Raw genomic sequence first — 18,963 nt, forward strand, 5'->3', positions numbered from 1 at the left:
TTATCAAGAAGTGTAAAACCTCATTCATGAAAAAAATATTTTTAGTAACTATTTTCATGCTTGGATTGGGGGTTTTGACGTCTGTACAGGCTCAAAACTACGGAACCCATAAGGTCAAGCAAGGAGAGACTATTCAAAGTATTGCAAAGACCTACAATGTTTCAACTTCAACGCTTTATGCACTGAATCCAGATGCTAAAAAAGAGTTGAAGCCAAACACCGTTCTTATTGTCCCAAAATCAGGAGCAGAGATTAAAGCAGAACCAAAAATAACCAAGGAATTGGTTGGTTTTAAAGAGCACCGGGTCAAGAAAAAAGAGACTTTGTTTAGTCTTTCTAAGGAATATCAGGTTGAGGTTTCAGAAATTAAAAAACACAATCCAGATTTATATGCCAGTAACCTAAAAAAGGGTGATAAAATAAAAATCCCAGTCTATAAAACGGTGGAGGAAGTTGTTGAGGTGGTAGATAATTCAAAAACAAAAAAATACACCGTTCTTCCTAAAGAAGGTAAATGGCGAATCGCATATAAATATGGTATTTCTGTTCAAGAGTTAGATGAACTTAATCCTGGTATAGCAGATACCTTGGATGTGGGGCAAGTGATTAATGTGCCAAATATCTCTGCAGAAATTGAAAAACCAATAGACAATCAATACTCTTATTATAAGGTAAATCCAAAAGAAGGTTTTTATAGGTTAAAAATTAAATTGGAATTGGATCAAAGTCAATTGGAAGCATTAAATCCAGATTTGAAAATAGATGGATTGAAAGAAGGTATGATTTTAAAGGTGCCTTACGATCCAACGTTGGAAGCAAATGGTGTTGCTATTGATATACCTGAGGTTAGTTTGGATGAAAAACCATTATCAAGAGAGTTTAAGCATATTGCTGTGATGCTGCCATTTAAGTTGAATAAACTTGAAATGGATTCTATTCAGGATACCAAAGAGCAGATGCATACTGATCCTTTTTTAAATATGTCGTTAGACTTTTATTCGGGGGTTGTCGTAGCGTTTGATTCGCTTCAAAAATTAGGTGTTAATTTAAAAGTGGACACCTATGATACCAAAAATCAAATTAGCACCATCAATGAGATTTTTAGAGATCATTCTTTTGAAAATGTTGATGCTGTCATTGGTCCATTGATGCCTTCTAATATTGAAAGGGTAGCATCTGAATTAAAAGCATTTAACGTTCCGGTTATTTCGCCGGTAACAAAAAATGTTCAGTTGTTTGATAATGTATTTCAATCAAGACCATCTGAAGATTTGTTATACAATACCGTATTAGACTATTTTAAAGCAGATAGTCTCATTCAGAATACCATTATAATTTCAGACCAAAAACATATAAAGGCAGCAGATGAGTTGAAACGTCAGTTTATGTATGCATCACAGGTATTCTCAAGAAAGGACAAGGAAGGGAAGGATGCTTTCTATGTTTTGGATGATGATATATTGAGTAGATTAAAGGAGGGTGTCAATTTGGTTTTCCTTGAGTCGGATAATCCAGGATTCATTTCAAACGTGACCAGTAAATTGAATTCCATGACTAATTTGGAAGATAAATCCATTATTCTTGCAACCACTAATATGAATGATGCTTTTAGAGATGATGAGGTTTCAAATTACCATTTGTCTAATTTGCAATTCCATTTTCCATCTATAGCCAAATCATATAGTGAAGATGATCAAAATCCATTTGTTAAGGCTTATGAAAAGCGTTTTGATATTACACCTAACAAGGTGGCGACAAGAGGTTTTGATTTAACTATGGATGTTGTTTTAAGATTGGTGACTTCGCCAGATCTATATCAGTCGGTTATAGATGCTCCTATGACAGAGTATGTGGAAAATAAATTCGCATACAAGAAAAAATTGTTTGGGGGGTACTATAACGATACGTCTTATTTAGTCAAATATGATAATCTTAAGATTGTTGTAGTCAAGTAATAAAGTTTGTTGATTATTCGTTTTTAACTAGTAAATGGTTTACCTATGAAACTAGTTTTTTGGATATTGCTTTGCTTGTCTCCCTTTTTCATATCAGATAAAAGTTCAGAGCCTTCCATAAAATGGAGTGGAGCTCAAAAGTTGCAATGGGACGATTTTAAGGGGAAACCCAATAACAATACCAAGGCAGTGGCACTTACCGCATCAGGTATTGTGTTTGAATACGCTCTAAAAACATCAGATGATAACATAATAGGATTTGAACCCAAGGTGAATGCCTTTTTTTATCCTGAGAAATCTTGGGTAAAACTAGCTGATACTACCTCGGTTATTTTGAATCATGAACAGTTGCATTTCGATATTACGGAATTACATGCCCGCCGTTTTAGAATGGAATTGGGTGCTGTTAAAATTTCTCGGCAACTAGTTCAAGACATAGATAGATTGCACCTACAGATTAATAGGGATTGGGCAAAAATGCAAGAAAACTATGATCGTGAAACCAATTTTTCTCGAGATTTAGCCAATCAATTAAAATGGCAAGCGTATATTTCAACCCAATTAAAACAATTGGAATCGTATAAATGAATTTAGGACCAAGCAAAGAGTTTTTAATTAAGTTGGCTCATACAAAAATGCCCTTTGGTAAATATAAGGATAGATACCTAATAGATTTACCCGAGTACTATGTGGTCTGGTATCATAATAAAGGATTCCCAAAAGGTCAGTTAGGGGAGATGCTTCAAACGGTTTACGAACTTAAAGTAAACGGCTTGGAAATTTTGGTGAGAAACATTCGTGAGAATTATCCCAAGTAAGTTTCTAAGCAATTGATATTTAATTGGATGGTTTCAAAATGACCAGTGTTAATAAATCTTATTTTTCTGCTGCTACATTCCTTTATTAACGGTTTTAATTTTGTAAATTTGCCTGCGTTTAAAAGCGCAACATGACAACAAATACGAATACCAAGTACATCTTTGTAACCGGTGGTGTGACTTCCTCGTTAGGAAAAGGAATCATAGCTGCCTCTCTAGCCAAATTACTTCAAGCCCAAGGATATAGAACAACCATTCAAAAGTTGGATCCCTATATTAATGTTGATCCAGGTACCTTGAATCCTTATGAGCATGGGGAGTGTTATGTAACCGATGATGGAGCCGAAACTGATTTGGATTTAGGTCATTATGAGCGTTTTTTAAATGTACCTACCAGTCAGGCTAACAATGTGACTACAGGTAGAATCTACCAAAGTGTTATTGAGAAAGAACGAAGAGGTGAATTCTTAGGGAAAACTGTTCAGGTCATTCCTCATATTACAGATGAAATCAAGGAACGCATTCAATTACTGGGTAAATCTGGAGAGTGGGATATCGTTATCACAGAGATTGGAGGAACTGTAGGGGATATTGAATCTTTGCCATACATTGAAGCAGTTCGTCAGTTAAAATGGGATTTGGGAGAAAACAATGGTATTGTGATTCACTTAACTTTAGTACCATTTTTATCTGCTGCAGGAGAATTAAAAACTAAACCTACCCAACATAGTGTGAAAACCCTTATGGAAAGTGGGGTTCAGGCAGATGTTTTGGTTTGTAGAACCGAACATGATTTACCAATCGAGCTTCGCACCAAATTGGCTTTATTCTGTAATGTAAGGGAAGAAGCTGTAATTCAATCTATCGATGCGTCTACCATTTATGATGTACCAAACTTAATGTTGAAGCAAGGTTTGGATAAGGTAGTTTTAAAGAAACTTGGATTGGAAGCTTCTGATCCAGACTTAACACAATGGAATAAATTTCTTCAAAGACATAAAAATCCAATTACCGAAATTACCATTGGTCTTATTGGTAAATATGTAGAACTTCAAGATTCTTATAAATCTATATTAGAGGCCTTTATACATGCAGGTGCTGCCAATGAAGTAAAGGTTAAAGTGGAGCCTATTCACTCAGAATATTTAAATGAGGATAATGTAAAAATCAAACTTTCTCATTTGAATGGTGTGTTGGTAGCTCCTGGATTTGGAGAACGAGGTATTGAAGGTAAAATTGATGCCGTAAGATATGTTCGTGAAAACAATATTCCTTTCTTCGGAATTTGTTTAGGAATGCAAATGGCAGTTATTGAATATTCTAGAAATGTTTTGGGATTATCTGAGGCCAGTTCTACCGAAATGAGAGCAGATACCCCTGACCCGGTTATAGATATCATGGAAGAACAAAAGCATATCACCGATAAGGGAGGTACCATGAGGTTAGGAGCTTGGGATTGCGAAATTAAAGATGGGTCTTTAGCTAAACAAATTTATAAGAAAGACCTGATTCAAGAGCGTCACAGACACCGTTATGAATTTAATAACGATTACAAGCAACGTATCGAAGAAGCCGGTATGATTGCTACGGGATTGAATCCAGATACTGGATTGGTTGAGATCGTTGAGGTACCAGAACACCCATGGTTTGTAGGTGTTCAGTACCACCCAGAATATAAAAGTACGGTGGCCAACCCACACCCTTTATTTGTAGCTTTCGTTAAAGCTGCATTCAAGCATAAGAAAAATAAAAGTGTCAGTATGGCACAAAAATAAAATTGGACAACTTTTTGAGTTGCACAATGCTGTTATTAATTCTCTTCAAGGAGAATAGGACTAATTATACTTAAATGGAAGAAAAGAAATTAGACATTAATTCGATAATAGGGTTTGTACTTATTTTCGGAATTTTATTGTACATGTTCTACATGCAAACACCAACCCAAGAGGAGTTGGAGGCTAAACAAAAGCAAGAACAGGTAGAACAACAAAAAAAGCAACAGGAACAAGAGCCTAAAGTTGCAACTTCAGAAGATTTCTCGGCCGCTAGTGCACAAGATTCACTAAAGTTTTTGGAATTACAAAATAAACTGGGAGCATTTGCATACTCAGCTACTTTACCATCAGCTAAGGATGAATTTACGCAGGTAGAAACCGAGTTATTGGATTTGAAATTTAGCAATAAGGGTGGGTTTTTAAAGGAAGTCCGATTAAAGCCTTTTGTAGATTATGATTCCATTCCTATCTACTTGATCAAAGAAAATAATAGTTCCTTTAATGTTAATTTTGGAACGACTGATAGCAGAATTTTAAACACTAAGGATTTATATTTTGAGCCATCTGTAACCAAAAATGGAGAGAATACAGTGGTTTCAATGAAATTGAAGGTTTCTGCAACTAAGTATTTGGAGTACCGTTATGTTTTGAAGCCCAATGACTATATGATGGATTTTTCAATCCAATCGCAAGGTCTTAGCCAAGTAATCAATGGCTCCCAAGAAGTAAATTTGGATTGGAGTCTTAAAGGTTTCAGGAATGATAAGAGTATCAGTTATGAAAATCGATATACGAGATTAACCTATCAACATGATGATGGTAAAATTAGCAAATTATCACCTACAGGATCTGATGATGAAAGTGTAGAAGATTTAACTTGGTTATCTTACAGACAGCACTTCTTTAGTTCTATTTTAATTTCTGAAACACCATTTAAGTCTGTAAAATTGACTTCAGAAAATATGGTGGAAGATGAGGATGTTGATACTCTATTTACCAAAACATTCGATTCTAAAATACCTATGGCTTTAAACGCCGGAGAATTGAATGAAAATTTGAAATTGTACTTTGGACCTACAGATCACAAGGTTCTAAAGAATTATGATTATGACCTAGAAGATTCCATTCCACTAGGTTGGGGAATTTTTGGTTGGATCAATAGATACTTATTTATCCCTCTATTTAACTTCTTGATTACTATTTTGCCTTATGGGGGAGCTATCATTGTCATGACCATTTTGATCAAACTTTTGATGTCTTTCGTTCAGTACAAACAGTTCTTGTCTCAAGCTAAATTAAAGGTGATCAAACCAGAATTAGATCAAATTAGAGAAAAGCACAAGGATAATAAGATGAAAATCCAACAAGAAACTATGGCTTTACAAACTCAGGTTGGTGCTAGTCCGCTAAGTGGATGTTTGCCAGCTCTGATACAGCTACCGGTTTTTTATGCACTGTTTCAGTTTTTCCCATCTGCATTTGATTTGAGACAGAAAAGTTTCTTATGGGCAGAAGATTTATCTTCTTATGATGTGGTAGCTCAATTGCCTGTTAAAATTCCTTTTTACGGAGAGCACGTAAGTTTGTTCCCTATTTTGGCGGCTATTGCAATTTTCTTCTACATGAAAATGACAACAGGCCAACAGACTGCCATGTCACAACCACAGCAAGAAGGGATGCCTGATATGCAGAAAATGATGAAGGTGATGATTTATTTCTCTCCTTTATTAATGTTGGTGTTCTTTAACAACTATGCTTCGGGATTGAGTTTGTATTACTTCATATCGAATTTGATTAGTATTGGAATTATGATAGTCATCAAAAACTACATTTTGGATGAAGATAAAATTCATGCACAAATTCAAGTTAAAAAGGCTCAGCCTAAAAAGGAAAGCAAGTTCCAGAGGAAGATGAAAGAAATGATGGAACAGGCGGAACAACAGCAACGAAATCAGAATCGCAAAAAATAATTAAAGGAGCTGTCAAATAAATTGGCAGCTTTTTTGTTATTTAAAGATATAAAAGAGAACAATATGACAGGAATGAAATCAATAATTGTTGTGGTATTAATATGTTTCTTCACGGGAACTTCTGTGTTGAATGCCCAAGATATAAACCAAATGGATGATAAAGGGCAACGACATGGTGTTTGGAAGAAAAAGTTTGAAGACTCTGATGTGCTAAGGTATGAAGGTGAATTTAACCATGGCAAAGAAGTAGGAACCTTTAAATATTATAAAAATATCAACGGAAAGGCTGTGTTGGCTGCTACTCGTGAATTTTTGCCAGATGGTAAGGCTAAGGTGACTTTTTACTCATCGAAAGGTAAAAAGATAAGTGAGGGCAAAATGAAAGGAAAGCTACATACTGGTGAATGGATTTATTATCATAAGGATAAAAATGCCGTCATGAACCGAGAGAATTATAATGAACAGGGTGTATTAGAAGGAGAAAGCATTGTTTATTTCACTAACGGAAACATTGCTGAAAAGCGCATGTTTAAAAATGGAAACGTAGACGGGAAGGCTACATGGTATTCAGACCAAGGGGTGGTGACTAAGATCTACCATTACAAAGATGGATTATTGCATGGAGAGGCAAAATTTTATGATGGCTCTGGGAAGTTAGTACAAGAAGGAAGATATAAAAATGATAGAAAGGATGGTATATGGAAATATTATGAAAATGGTGAATTGAAGGAGGAAAAAGACTTCACTAGAGTTAGTAAAAATCCATATAAGAAAAAGTAGGTATATTAAATTTATTAAAAGAAAAAGCTCCTTGAAAAAGGAGCTTTTCTTTTTTAGGTATCAATTATCACATTTTTGAATAAGCTATTAATCAATCTATTTGTGGGAAGTTACCTAAAAATAACGATTCCGAAGATATGTAATTGTTACATCACACCCAAATTTTTAATCAGGCTTTTAATCGAAAATATTATAACGATCTAATTAACAGCGTTTTTTATTCTGTTATTTTTTATAAAGGTGGTAAAACAACCTTATCTAGAACATGTATTACACCATTAGAAGCTTGAACATCCACAGCTATTATATGGCAAATTCTTCCGTTGGCATCCACCAAGGCAGCACCACCTTCTAATTGTGCGGTGATATTTCCACCTAAGGTAGATATAGTCATTCCATCCATTAAATCTGAGGATAATACATTGGCTTGAGCTACGGCATGGTGATCTAAAGTTGCTTTTAAAACTGGTTCAGAAATATCATTTAAGCCTGAGATTCCCAGTTCGTCTAATAAAGAAGCGAATGCATCATTTGTAGGGGCGAATACTGTGAAAGGTGCGGGTGCAGTTCCATTAGGTGTAGATAAAGCTCCTACATAATCAAAAGTCAAATCATCGCGAGTTAAAGCGCTTACTAAAGTGGTAAAGTTTGGATCTGCCAAAGCAAAATCAACAACAGTTGGTAATCCTATAACGCCATCAACAGCATGGATAATACCATTGGTCGCCACAATATCAGGTGTAGCAACGTTAGAAACACCGTTAAAACTAACACCATCGCTTGTATTAAAGTAAAGGCTTAAGGCATTTCCATCTGGTGCTGCGGTAGCACTTGTGGTCGTGTAACCTGCCCCTGCTTCTACTAAATTGGAAGATGATATACTTCCGGATAAGACATGGTTTAGTAACACTTGTGCCAAAATGTCCGTAGGTACTTCATCTAATGAAGCAAAACCGTTATTAGTTAAAAATGTTCCGAAGGCATTATTACCTGGAGCGAGTATGGTAAACGGACCATTGTTGCCAACGACATCCACAAGATCTCCATCTGCAGCTGATAGGGCTCCTACCAAATTGGTGAAGTTAGGATTGGCCAAGGCATGGTCAACTAAATTTGGTAAGCCTATCACAGCATCCACAATATGAATGGTGCCGTTTGAAGCTTCTATATCCGCTTGTTCTACTGAAGATATACCATTGAACATAACACCATTGCTTGTATTAAAATAAAGACTCATGGGCATTCCTCCTGCACCATTGGTACTTGTGGAGGTATATCCTTCGCCCAAGGCTACTAAATCGGTGGACATAACATTTCCAGAAATAACGTGATTCAATAATATTTTTGAAAGGATATCAGTAGGAACCTCGTCTAAGGAAGCAAAACCGTTTGCACTTAAAAAGGTTGCAAAGGCTGCATTAGTTGGTGCAAGGACAGTAAAGGGTCCATCACCACTCAATACGGTGGTCAAATCACCATCAGCTTGTTGCAAAGCTGCCACAAGAGAACTTAGTTCAGGTGTATCTATAGCTAAATCAACAATAGTGGTTGCCGTAGGAGTAGGAGTGTTAATTGGAGTCATGTCATCATCGTCACTACAATTAGTTACGAGAAAAGGAGCAATAAATAAGATTGCTAATAGTTTTAATGTTTTCATAATCAGTGATTTTAAATTGTTGTTAAACAAACTTAAGAAAAGATTAAACAAAAAGATGTTAAATGTTTAATAAATTATAAAAAAACTTAAACAATTTTAAATTTTGGATTTCTAGAGGAGTCCAAATTTGATGTTTAAAAAATGTATCTTTGCACTTAAATATGGAAGGAAAAAGAGTCATAGTTGGATTGTCTGGAGGTGTTGACTCCAGTGTAGCGGCATACTTGTTAAAAGAGCAGGGTTACGAGGTTATCGGCTTATTTATGAAGAATTGGCATGATGAATCTGTAACTATTTCAAATGAATGCCCATGGTTAGATGATAGTAATGATGCCATGTTGGTGGCTGATAAATTGGGGATCCCATTTCAAACTGTGGATTTAAGTGAACAGTATAAGGAACGGATTGTTGATTATATGTTCAATGAGTATGAACAAGGAAGAACGCCAAATCCGGACGTTCTTTGTAATAGAGAAATTAAGTTTGATGTGTTCTTGAAGATTGCCTTAGAACTTGGAGCAGACTACGTTGCAACTGGTCACTATTGTAGAAAAGGAACTTTGGTACAAGATGGAAAAGAAATCTATCAACTATTGGCAGGAGTAGACTCTAATAAAGATCAATCCTATTTTCTTTGTCAATTGAGTCAAGAGCAACTATCACGTTCTTTATTCCCTATAGGAGAATTAACAAAACCAGAGGTTAGGGAAATAGCATCACGTTTAGATCTCATTACAGCAGATAAAAAGGACTCTCAAGGGTTATGTTTCATAGGAAAGGTTAGATTGCCCGATTTTCTCCAACAACAGTTAAAACCAAAAGAAGGCGTTATTGTTGAAATTCCGGAGAATGATGAGAAGTTTCTTCAGGAGTCTGTAGATTTCAATTCAGAAGAAGAAAAGTTGGCTTATTTATCTAGAAAGCATCATTTTGCTTTAACCGATGGCAAGGTTGTTGGCAAACATCAAGGGGCTCACTTTTTTACTAAAGGCCAAAGAAAAGGATTAGCCGTTGGTGGTACAACTGAACCACTTTTCGTTATAGATACCGATGTCAAAGAGAATATCATTTTTACTGGGCAAGGGAAATCGCATCCTGGCCTGTTTAAAAGAGCACTTTTTATTAAAAATGATGAAGTGCATTGGGTACGGGAAGATTTAAAGCTACCTATTGATGGTACTATGGAAGTTATGGCTAGGATAAGATATCGACAAAAACTTCAGGAAGCCAAATTATATCAAGTGGATTCAGGATTATATATAGAGTTCGTTGAGCCACAATCTTCTATAACAGAGGGACAGTTTGCTGCATGGTATCTTGGTGATGAGTTGATTGGATCTGGAGTGATATCCTAAATTGAATTAAACGCTTATGATGAGAAAAATTACACTATTCATTTTTTGTATTTTCAGTATATCTAATTTTGCCCAACAAGATGCTTGGGTTTATTTTGTGGATAAAGAAAATGTTACTGAGTCTTTAGCAAATCCTATTAGCATTTTAACTCAAAGAGCCATCGATAGAAAGGCTGCTCATGGCGTGCTTATTGATACCCGTGATGTTCCAGTCACTGAATCTTACATATCCGAAATCAAAAATCAAGACGGTATTACGGTTTTAGCCAAATCCAAATGGATGAACTGTGTTCATGTAAGAGGAGAGTTTGAGGCCATATCAGAGCTTCTGAGTTTAGAAATTGTAGATGAAATCGTTTATGCCGATGGTAGTTTGAATGCACGCCCAGGTGAAATATCTAACAAATTTGAAACTGAGGAAGTGATGGTTGATTTTGTTTATGGCAATTCAGGAAATCAAATTGAAATGTTTAATGGAGATGTGCTTCATGAAATGGATTTCACGGGAGCGGGAATGGTTATCGCCGTTATAGATGCAGGCTTTCCCAATGTCGATACCATGGATGGTTTTGATAGGTTAAGAACCAATAATGGCATTTTAGGAGGGTATGATTTTTATGATAGAAATGAAGATGTTTATGCCAATACCTCCAGTTCACATGGTACTTTGGTTCTAAGCGATATGGCAGGTTATGTTGAAGATCAATTTGTAGGTACAGCGCCTGATGCTGAGTATTATTTATTTCGAACTGAAAATGCCCCAAATGAAAACCCAGTAGAAGAAAGTTTGTGGGTAGAAGCTTTAGAGCGTGCCGACAGTTTAGGAGTTGATTTAGTAAATTCCTCTTTGGGGTACAAAGATTATTATGATAATGCAGCCTATAATTATAGCTCTGAAGAGATGGATGGCGAGACAGCTTTTATTACACAAGGAGCCAACATAGGGTATGAAAAAGGACTTCTTATTGTGAATTCGGCGGGTAACGCTGGTGAAAATGGAGTTAATGCACCCGCAGATTCTGAATTTGTGTTTTCAATTGGAGCTGTTAATTCCAGTGGTGTTTATGCGCTCTTTAGTAGTCAAGGAAGTGATTTTCAACCGGTCATCAAACCCGATGTAGCTGCTCAGGGTCAAAGCTCTACTGTAATAAATTCTAATGATCAAATTGTAACTGCTAGCGGTACCTCATTTAGTTCTCCTATTTTAGCGGGGGGAATCGCTTGTTTATGGCAAGCCTTACCAGATTTAGATAATGGTGAGATTATGCAATTAGTTAGGGAATCGGCCTCACAATTTGACTCCCCAGATTATTTATTGGGTTATGGTATTCCTGATTTATCACTAGCCTTAAATTTAGCCTTATCCACTGAAAATAATACTATAAACCTTCCGGAAGTTAAGGTATATCCCAATCCAGTAAAGGCTAATTTGAATATTTACTTACCCGATGAGTGGGCTTCGGCAACAATAAAACTTTATAATGTCTTGGGTAAAATGGTGATACAACAAAAACTTACCAACACCAATAATAGCATTAATGTGAAGCATTTGGATCGTGGTATTTATCTATTACAGTTAGAGTCTGGAAATTATCATAAAACCATCAAACTCGTTAAAGATTAATGTCTCAAAATAGAATCACACAACTTTTTGGAATTCAATACCCCATTATACAGGCTGGAATGATCTGGAATAGCGGTTGGAGGTTAGCATCTGCTGCAAGCAATTCTGGTATCTTAGGTTTAATTGGGGCGGGGAGTATGTATCCCGATGTTTTAAGAGAACACATTCAAAAATGCAAACAAGCAACGGATAAACCTTTTGGGGTGAATGTGCCTATGCTATACCCCAACATAGAAGAAATCATGAACATTATCGTGGAGGAAGGTGTGAAAATCGTTTTTACATCAGCTGGTAACCCTAGGACCTGGACCTCATGGCTTCAAGAAAAGGGAATTACGGTGGTTCATGTGGTAAGTAGTGTGAAGTTTGCCCTCAAGGCTCAAGAAGCTGGGGTGAATGCTATCGTTGCTGAAGGTTTTGAAGCTGGTGGACATAATGGTCGTGATGAAACCACTACTTTAACCTTGATTCCTATGGTAAAAGAGCAGTTGGAAATTCCTTTGATTGCCGCTGGTGGTATTGCCACCGGTAAAGCTATGTTGGCAGCTATGGTATTGGGAGCAGATGGTGTACAGGTAGGAAGCAGATTTGTGGCGAGTGAAGAAAGTTCGGCGCATCCAGCTTTCAAAGAAGTGGTCGTAAACACCAAGGAAGGGGATACCATGTTAACTTTGAAGGAATTAGCTCCTGTCAGGTTGATCAAAAATAAATTCTTTAACGACGTTCAAGAACTTTATAAACAAGCACCAACTGTAGAACAGCTCAAGGAACTTTTGGGAAGAGCTAGATCAAAAAGAGGTATGTTTGAAGGCGATTTAGAAGATGGCGAACTCGAAATCGGACAGATTGCAGGATTGATTCACGATATCAAACCTGTATCAGAAATTGTAGATGATATGATTTCTGAATTTGAACGTGCCAAAAATGAAGTTAAGAACCTTTAGGTTTAAAAAGCAGGTTCAATAGTAAAGCGGTTATGATTAACCCCATGCCCATTAGACTCCAAAGGGAGTAACTGTCTCCAAAAAATGAAATTCCAATGAGCAAGGTAAAAATGGCTTCGGTGTACTTTATTGGGGCCACCTTATTTATTTCTCCCAATTGAAATGCTTTGGTCATGTTTAATTGTCCAACATATCCATAGAGGCCTAAGCTCAACAATGGTATATAATCTTCACTCTGTATAGGCTTCCAGTGGAATATGGAAGCCACACCGCCAACAAGGGCACAAAGCAGCATGAAATGATTGACAATGGTATAAGGATGTTCCTTGTCACCAATTAACTTAATGGAATTATAAACTAAGCCACCACAAACTGCTGATCCTATAATGACTACCAAACCAATTATGTTAAATTGAAGATCGGTAAGCTTTAAAATGAGTACTCCCACAAAGGCAAGAATGAAAAATAGCCAGCGAATGGGAACAATTTTTTCCTTTATCAGAAAAACTGAAAAAATAGCGGCAAAAATAGGGGAAAGATACCTTAGGGTAACTGCTGTTCCTACGGGAAGGTAGGATAAGGATGTAAAGAACAATAACATGGACGTCATACCCGCGATAGACCTAAAAAACAATAATTTTTTATGGGTTCCGAAGTAATTGATTTTATTATAGACGAGGTAGGACGAAGTGAATACTAAGGTTCCTAATGATCTAAAAAATACCATTTGAAATGGAGAATAATGGGCCATTTTTTTAGCCGTGATATTCATAAGTGTAAATGCCAAGGCACTTATAATCATGAATAGGATGGCTTTTTTTGGCATTTTTTGGAGTTTCAAGCGAAGGTACATAATTAAAAAATGTAGTAATTGGGAAATTCTAATTAATAACGAGGAAAGAGAGGGAAAACAAATACTATCTCTTACTTTTGCACAATGGTTTTAGAAAACTACACCAAAGAATTTAAATACAACTGGAAATTGGCGGCTCCTGTAATGTTGGGTATGCTAGGTCACACTTTTGTGAGCTTTATAGACAACATCATGGTAGGGCAATTAGGAACCGCAGAATTAGCTGCCGTTTCTTTGGGTAATAGTTTTATGTTTATTGCCATGTCTTTGGGTATAGGTTTCTCTACTGCTATTACCCCATTGGTTGCCGAGGCGGATACAGCTAAAAATTTTGCGCAGGGAAAATCCTCATTTAAACATGGCTTGTTTTTGTGTACCGTTTTGGGTATTAGTCTGTTTTTAATGGTATTTTTTGCCAAACCCATTATGTATTTAATGAACCAGCCAGAAGAGGTTGTGGCTTATGCAATTCCTTATTTGGATTTGGTGGCTTTTTCCTTAATTCCACTGGTGGTCTTTCAAGCCTTTAAACAATTCAGTGATGGACTTTCATTAACGAAGTATCCCATGTATGCCACGTTGCTCGCCAATGTGGTCAATGTATTTTTTAATTACATTCTTATTTTTGGAAAATTTGGTTTTCCAGCGATGGGAATTGTAGGTGCTGCCTATGGCACCCTTATTTCACGGTTTGTATTGGTTGTATTGCTTTGGTGGTTATTAACTAAAAACAGTAAATCAGTTAATTATGTCACCCAAATCAAGTTTTTTCAATTGGATCGTTTGATGTTGAAAAAAATAATTCATTTGGGCGCTCCCAGTTCCATGCAGATGTTTTTTGAGGTGGCGATTTTTACAGCAGCTATCTGGTTAAGTGGTTTATTGGGCAAGAACCCACAGGCTGCCAACCAAATAGCCTTAAATTTATCATCCATGACCTTTATGGTGGCTACAGGTTTGAGTGTGGCTGCCATGATTCGCGTTGGAAACCAGAAAGGATTAGGTAATTATATCGAACTCAAAAGAATTGCATTTTCTATTTTTATTATGGGAACCTTGTTTGCCATTCTCTTTGGGCTATTTTTTACGGTCATGCACCAATTCCTGCCAAGACTGTATGTAGACCTTGGTGATTTAAATAATCTGCAAGACAATTTGGAAGTGGTAAAAATAGGAGCAACCTTATTATTGGTAGCAGCTGTTTTTCAAATAAGTGATAGCATACAAGTAATTGTTTTGGGTGCGCTTAGAGGCTTGCAGGATGTTAAAATTCCAACCATTATCACTTTTGTGGCCTATTGGGTTATCGGTTTTCCTGTGTCGATACTTTTGGGAAAAGAAGACCGATTGGGAAGTGTAGGGATTTGGATTGGATTATTGGCCGGATTGACATCGGCGGCAATTTTATTGTATATTAGATTTCACTTTTTAACTAATAAATTAATCGAAACAAAACATGGAACTTCCTAAATTTTTACTTGGTGATAACACCGATTTTCCTGATGCTATTTTTGTGATTCATACAGATTTTCCAAGATTCATTATTAATCTTGAAAATGATGATGTTGAATGGTTGGAGGATTTTGATCAACATGATCAGGAGGAGCTAGAAATGGAGGCTGAAAACTTAATTCAGCAGGCCATGGATTTTTATGATAGGGAAGTAGAACGTTATGAAGAATAGATATGTTAGATCAAATCATTGAATTAGATAAACAGCTATTTTTATTTTTAAACGGAATTGGTACCGAGCGATGGGATGGATTTTGGATGGCTTACACCACCAAATTCTATTGGATTCCGCTGTATGCGCTTTTGGTGTTTTTCATATTCAAAAAAGAGCATTGGAAAATGTTTTTGGTGACTTTGGTTATTATTGCTGCTTTAGTCACTTTTACAGACCAAGTGTCCAATTTTTTTAAGCATAATGTTATGCGACCTAGACCTTGTCATGAAGAAGGGCTTATAGACTTAATGAGATTGGTGAAACCGTATTGCGGTGGTGCTTATGGATATTTTTCGGGGCATGCGTCTAATGCCATGGGAGTGGCTATTTTTAGTGGCCTACTCCTTAAAGGCAGGTTTAAATATCTTATGCCTCTTATGATTTTATGGGCAATACTTATGGCCTACAGTAGAGTTTACATAGGAGTTCATTACCCGTTGGATGTGGTTAGCGGACTTATTTTTGGAGGACTTGCCGGATGGATGTTTTATAAGCTCAATGAGTTTGTTAGAAAGAAATACCAACTTTAAGGTTTTCTTTTTAGCAAGTAATATTCATTTTGCAAACGGTCATTGTGACGACTTGAAGAAACTTCCACACGGTTCATATCAAAAACCATTTTTTCTTCAATAGTATATTGTTCTAGTAACTTTTTCATTGAAGACGCACTCAAGGTTCCTGTGATAAATCCAAATTCCTCTTCATTAGGCATGTTATTCAAATCGGCAAATGGGATTGTTGTGCCGTAATGCCAAAAAACTTCGGGTGAGACATTGTTGCCATAAAGTTTGAGGTTTTGCGCTTCTAATTGATTTTTTAGATTCCAAATGGGCTTAAAATTTTCCGTAGTGGTTGCTTTACTTAAAGGTAATGCCGTAACCAGAATACCGGCAAAAAACGTAACCGTCAAATAAAAAACCATTTTCATATTTTTCTTAATCAGAAAGACATAAATCATGAGCCCCAGTCCAAAAAGAACTAAGGATGCCAAAAGGTAAGAAATCCAATAGGAATGAAAATGTCCCTTTAAAAGGATATATCCTAAAATGGGAAATGCGAGTCCGATTAACCCAATAAGTCCAAAATTGAAATAAACGGGAACTGTTTCTTTTTTGTTATTAAGTTCCTTAAAATGCGTGATTAGATACTGAATGTAAAACCCAATGTTGATGGCCAATGGAATTAAAACAGGCATTAAATATCTGGATTTTTTTTCTGGAATTATGGAAAGTAATACAACGGCAAATAATGTCCAAAGTAAACTAAATTGATAGGCTTTTAAATGAGAGACGCGTGATTTTAAATAAGGGTATAAAAGACTAATAAAGGCTGGAATGGTCCATAGTCCACTTTGTACAAAAAAGCTCCAATAATAGTAAAAGGGTCTCACGTTATAACTTCCCCAATTGGAGGTTTCTTTAGTAGCAATCGATTCAAAAGTAGCTGGGTCTGCTTGTCTTACATAAATAAACCACCAACCTCCAATGACTAAAGAGAGGATTAAAATTCCAATGAAGGTAAAAACTAATTTACCAGACCATTGATATTTATAGGTAAATCCATAGGCGATTAGAAATGGCAACATTAAAGCGTAATAGGAAACAGGACCTTTGCATAAAAATGATAGTCCTAGGAATAGGGTGGCTAAAGCAATCCATTTTATTTTTAAATCATTGAAGCTGAAAATTTTAATTAAAAAATATATCCCAGCTATCATAAAACCATGGGTGTAAATGTCCCAAGGTGCCTCCATGGTGATTCCAATAACGTAAAAGGAAGTAACCCCTATAAGGCCGTTCCTTAAACTATGTGATTTATTTTTTACGAGTAAAAGAGATAATTTATAAATAAATATACCAATGAGCATGACAAAAAATACAGTAGGGAGTCGTAAAGCGTAAACACTGCTGATTCCGAATAGGGAACCTGAAACCGCTGTTATCCATGTGGGCATTGGAGGTTTTTGATATCTAGCTTCACCGTTCATGGTCGTTAATAGCCAATGGCCATCCTGAATCATTTCTCTGGCGGAAATAAAATTTCTAGCCTCCATGATTGTCACATCCATGACATGTAGGTTGGGTAGAAGCATCACTGCCGTGAAAAGACAAATGGTTAAAACGGGATGTTTTTTAAGAAAATCAGTCATGTTGTTTATGAAGAATAATCAAATTTCTGGTGTAAATAATGGCTCCCAACAAATGCCCAACAAATAAAACAGGGTCTTTTCTAAAGATGGCATAACTTAAAATTAACAAAGATCCTGTGATGCTCAAAATCCAAAATCCTAAAGGCAGGGAAGATTCCTTATTTTTTTCGGAATATAGCCATTGATAAATAAATCGAAAAGTGAAAACAGTTTGCGAAATTATACCAAGTGTTAACAACCATAATGGGATGCTTTCATTTTGAAATAACCGTTCAATATCAATGATGTTATTGTTATAATAATAAATAACAATCAATCCTGGGAAAATCCATAAAATCCATCTCCCTAGTCTAGGTAATTTATTCCAATGCCCCTGTAATTGTAAATTTCTTATGTAGATGTAATAGGTGAGGGCTTGGCCCAACATAATGGCAAAATCATTTCTGAGATACCCATAAACAAATAACAGAAAAGAAGCGATCAAACTCAGCACCCAAAACAAACTAGGTGTTATGACTCGTTTTTGCTTTTCAGAAGTGATCCATTGGATGATCAATCGGGAGGAAAATAATATTTGAGCCAAAAATCCAACGCTATATACCAACCAATGATTTTCCATTATCCTTTTTTGGCTACCGTATAATTAATGTATTTTTTCTTCATCCATAAATAGGCAAAACAATCCATTAAAGGACCCAATAATCTGTTCCAAAGTCCAAAATTAGCTGTACCCGCTATCCTTGGGAAATGTCGCACCGGAATTTGCTTGATTGTCCCATGTTGCAACAAAATCATCGCCGGTAGAAAGCGGTGTAACCCTCGAAACATTGGGATGCGTTTAGCATATTCTGTTTTAATCACTTTAAGCGGACATCCGGTGTCGTCCATGCCATCATGAGTGAAAGATCTTCTAATGCCGTTGGCAATTTTGGAGGACATATTTTTTACAAAGGAATCTTTTCTATCAGAGCGAACACCTGTCACCAGGTCATAAGACCCGATATGTTCCAACAATAGGTTGAAATCCTCTGGAGCTGTCTGTAAATCCGAATCAATATATCCCAATAGAGGCGTGTCTACATGATCAAATCCAGCCTTAATTGCAGCACTTAGGCCTCTGTTTTCAGCAAAAGAAATGTAATGAAAATTAGGTTGTCTTGAACAAATATCCTCAATAATATCTTGACTTCGGTCTTTAGATCCATCGTTAACAAAAAGTATTTTTGTGGGTTTTGAGGCTATTTTTGAATAATCAGAAAGTTCCTTTTCAACTCGGTTCAAATTGGCTTCTTCATTATAAACAGGAACAATAATGGTGAACTCGTATGTCATGAAATATTAGTTACGTTACAAAAGT

17 protein-coding genes are annotated in these 18,963 nt (G+C 36.2%); 12 read left to right on the top strand and 5 right to left on the bottom strand.

The window, feature by feature from the left end:
• The first annotated feature begins 26 nt into the window (after nt 1-26).
• The 6 genes from GZ212_RS10020 (at nt 27) to GZ212_RS10045 (ending at nt 7,298) form a co-directional block, all read left to right on the top strand.
• Entirely contained in the window at nt 27-1,955 is a 1,929-nt protein-coding gene (locus GZ212_RS10020; RefSeq protein WP_166959575.1) for a LysM peptidoglycan-binding domain-containing protein, read from the top strand.
• A 45-nt stretch (nt 1,956-2,000) separates the two neighbouring features.
• Nucleotides 2,001-2,543 (top strand): DUF922 domain-containing protein, encoded by a 543-nt coding sequence (locus tag GZ212_RS10025; protein ID WP_166959578.1) that lies wholly within the window; start codon nt 2,001-2,003, stop codon nt 2,541-2,543.
• On the top strand, nt 2,540-2,773 hold the full coding sequence (locus GZ212_RS10030) for a DUF3820 family protein (RefSeq protein WP_053972448.1): 234 nt from the start codon (nt 2,540-2,542) through the stop codon (nt 2,771-2,773). The genes GZ212_RS10025 and GZ212_RS10030 overlap by 4 nt, the downstream gene beginning before the upstream one ends.
• 131 nt (nt 2,774-2,904) lie before the next feature.
• Nucleotides 2,905-4,548: a CTP synthase gene (locus GZ212_RS10035; RefSeq protein ID WP_166959581.1), complete on the top strand. Its 1,644-nt coding sequence runs from the start codon at nt 2,905-2,907 to the stop codon at nt 4,546-4,548.
• Nucleotides 4,549-4,622: 74 nt separating this feature from the next.
• Nucleotides 4,623-6,518 (top strand): membrane protein insertase YidC, encoded by a 1,896-nt coding sequence (gene yidC / locus GZ212_RS10040; protein WP_166959584.1) that lies wholly within the window; start codon nt 4,623-4,625, stop codon nt 6,516-6,518.
• Between the two features lie 72 nt (nt 6,519-6,590).
• On the top strand, nt 6,591-7,298 hold the full coding sequence (locus GZ212_RS10045) for a toxin-antitoxin system YwqK family antitoxin (protein WP_166959587.1): 708 nt from the start codon (nt 6,591-6,593) through the stop codon (nt 7,296-7,298).
• 232 nt (nt 7,299-7,530) lie between these two features.
• Here the strand turns inward: GZ212_RS10045 and GZ212_RS10050 are convergent, their stop codons facing one another.
• Entirely contained in the window at nt 7,531-8,955 is a 1,425-nt protein-coding gene (locus GZ212_RS10050; protein WP_166959590.1) for a fasciclin domain-containing protein, read from the bottom strand.
• A 161-nt stretch (nt 8,956-9,116) separates the two neighbouring features.
• Here GZ212_RS10050 and mnmA point away from each other — a divergent pair, with 161 nt between their 5' ends.
• From mnmA to GZ212_RS10065, 3 genes are read left to right on the top strand one after another with little or no spacing between them, the layout of a single operon-like run.
• Nucleotides 9,117-10,310, top strand: coding sequence for a tRNA 2-thiouridine(34) synthase MnmA (mnmA, locus tag GZ212_RS10055; RefSeq protein WP_166959593.1), 1,194 nt, complete (start codon nt 9,117-9,119; stop codon nt 10,308-10,310).
• Between the two features lie 16 nt (nt 10,311-10,326).
• Entirely contained in the window at nt 10,327-11,934 is a 1,608-nt protein-coding gene (locus GZ212_RS10060) for a S8 family serine peptidase (protein WP_166959596.1), read from the top strand.
• Nucleotides 11,934-12,878, top strand: coding sequence for a nitronate monooxygenase family protein (locus GZ212_RS10065; RefSeq protein WP_166959599.1), 945 nt, complete (start codon nt 11,934-11,936; stop codon nt 12,876-12,878). The genes GZ212_RS10060 and GZ212_RS10065 overlap by 1 nt, the downstream gene beginning before the upstream one ends.
• On the opposite strand, the gene GZ212_RS10070 is transcribed toward GZ212_RS10065, so the two are convergent.
• Nucleotides 12,865-13,704, bottom strand: a complete 840-nt coding sequence (locus GZ212_RS10070) for a DMT family transporter (RefSeq protein WP_206080427.1) — start codon at nt 13,702-13,704, stop codon at nt 12,865-12,867. The genes GZ212_RS10065 and GZ212_RS10070 overlap by 14 nt on opposite strands.
• A 111-nt stretch (nt 13,705-13,815) precedes the next feature.
• Between GZ212_RS10070 and GZ212_RS10075 the strand changes: the two genes are divergently transcribed.
• Genes GZ212_RS10075 through GZ212_RS10085 form a run of 3 tightly spaced genes read left to right on the top strand, consistent with a single transcriptional unit; the run spans nt 13,816 to nt 15,987 of the window.
• Entirely contained in the window at nt 13,816-15,201 is a 1,386-nt protein-coding gene (locus GZ212_RS10075) for an MATE family efflux transporter (RefSeq protein ID WP_166959602.1), read from the top strand.
• Nucleotides 15,188-15,415: a hypothetical protein gene (locus GZ212_RS10080; protein WP_053972455.1), complete on the top strand. Its 228-nt coding sequence runs from the start codon at nt 15,188-15,190 to the stop codon at nt 15,413-15,415. The genes GZ212_RS10075 and GZ212_RS10080 overlap by 14 nt, the downstream gene beginning before the upstream one ends.
• A 2-nt stretch (nt 15,416-15,417) precedes the next feature.
• The gene (locus tag GZ212_RS10085) at nt 15,418-15,987 is read left to right on the top strand and encodes a phosphatase PAP2 family protein (RefSeq protein WP_166959605.1); all 570 of its coding nucleotides are present in this window, start codon (nt 15,418-15,420) and stop codon (nt 15,985-15,987) included.
• Here the strand turns inward: GZ212_RS10085 and GZ212_RS10090 are convergent.
• The 3 genes from GZ212_RS10090 to GZ212_RS10100 are packed head-to-tail and all read right to left on the bottom strand — an operon-like array spanning nt 15,984 to nt 18,938.
• Nucleotides 15,984-17,606: a glycosyltransferase family 39 protein gene (locus tag GZ212_RS10090; RefSeq protein ID WP_166959608.1), complete on the bottom strand. Its 1,623-nt coding sequence runs from the start codon at nt 17,604-17,606 to the stop codon at nt 15,984-15,986. The two genes, GZ212_RS10085 and GZ212_RS10090, sit on opposite strands and share 4 nt — an antisense overlap.
• Nucleotides 17,599-18,225, bottom strand: coding sequence for a lipid-A-disaccharide synthase N-terminal domain-containing protein (locus GZ212_RS10095; RefSeq protein WP_053972458.1), 627 nt, complete (start codon nt 18,223-18,225; stop codon nt 17,599-17,601). Before GZ212_RS10095 ends, GZ212_RS10090 begins: the two co-directional genes overlap by 8 nt.
• Nucleotides 18,225-18,938, bottom strand: coding sequence for a glycosyltransferase (locus tag GZ212_RS10100; protein ID WP_166959611.1), 714 nt, complete (start codon nt 18,936-18,938; stop codon nt 18,225-18,227). Before GZ212_RS10100 ends, GZ212_RS10095 begins: the two co-directional genes overlap by 1 nt.
• Between the last annotated feature and the right edge of the window lie 25 nt (nt 18,939-18,963).

The sequence above is a fragment of the Mangrovimonas sp. CR14 genome (assembly GCF_011764015.1).
Taxonomy (GTDB): Bacteria; Bacteroidota; Bacteroidia; order Flavobacteriales; family Flavobacteriaceae; genus Mangrovimonas; species Mangrovimonas futianensis.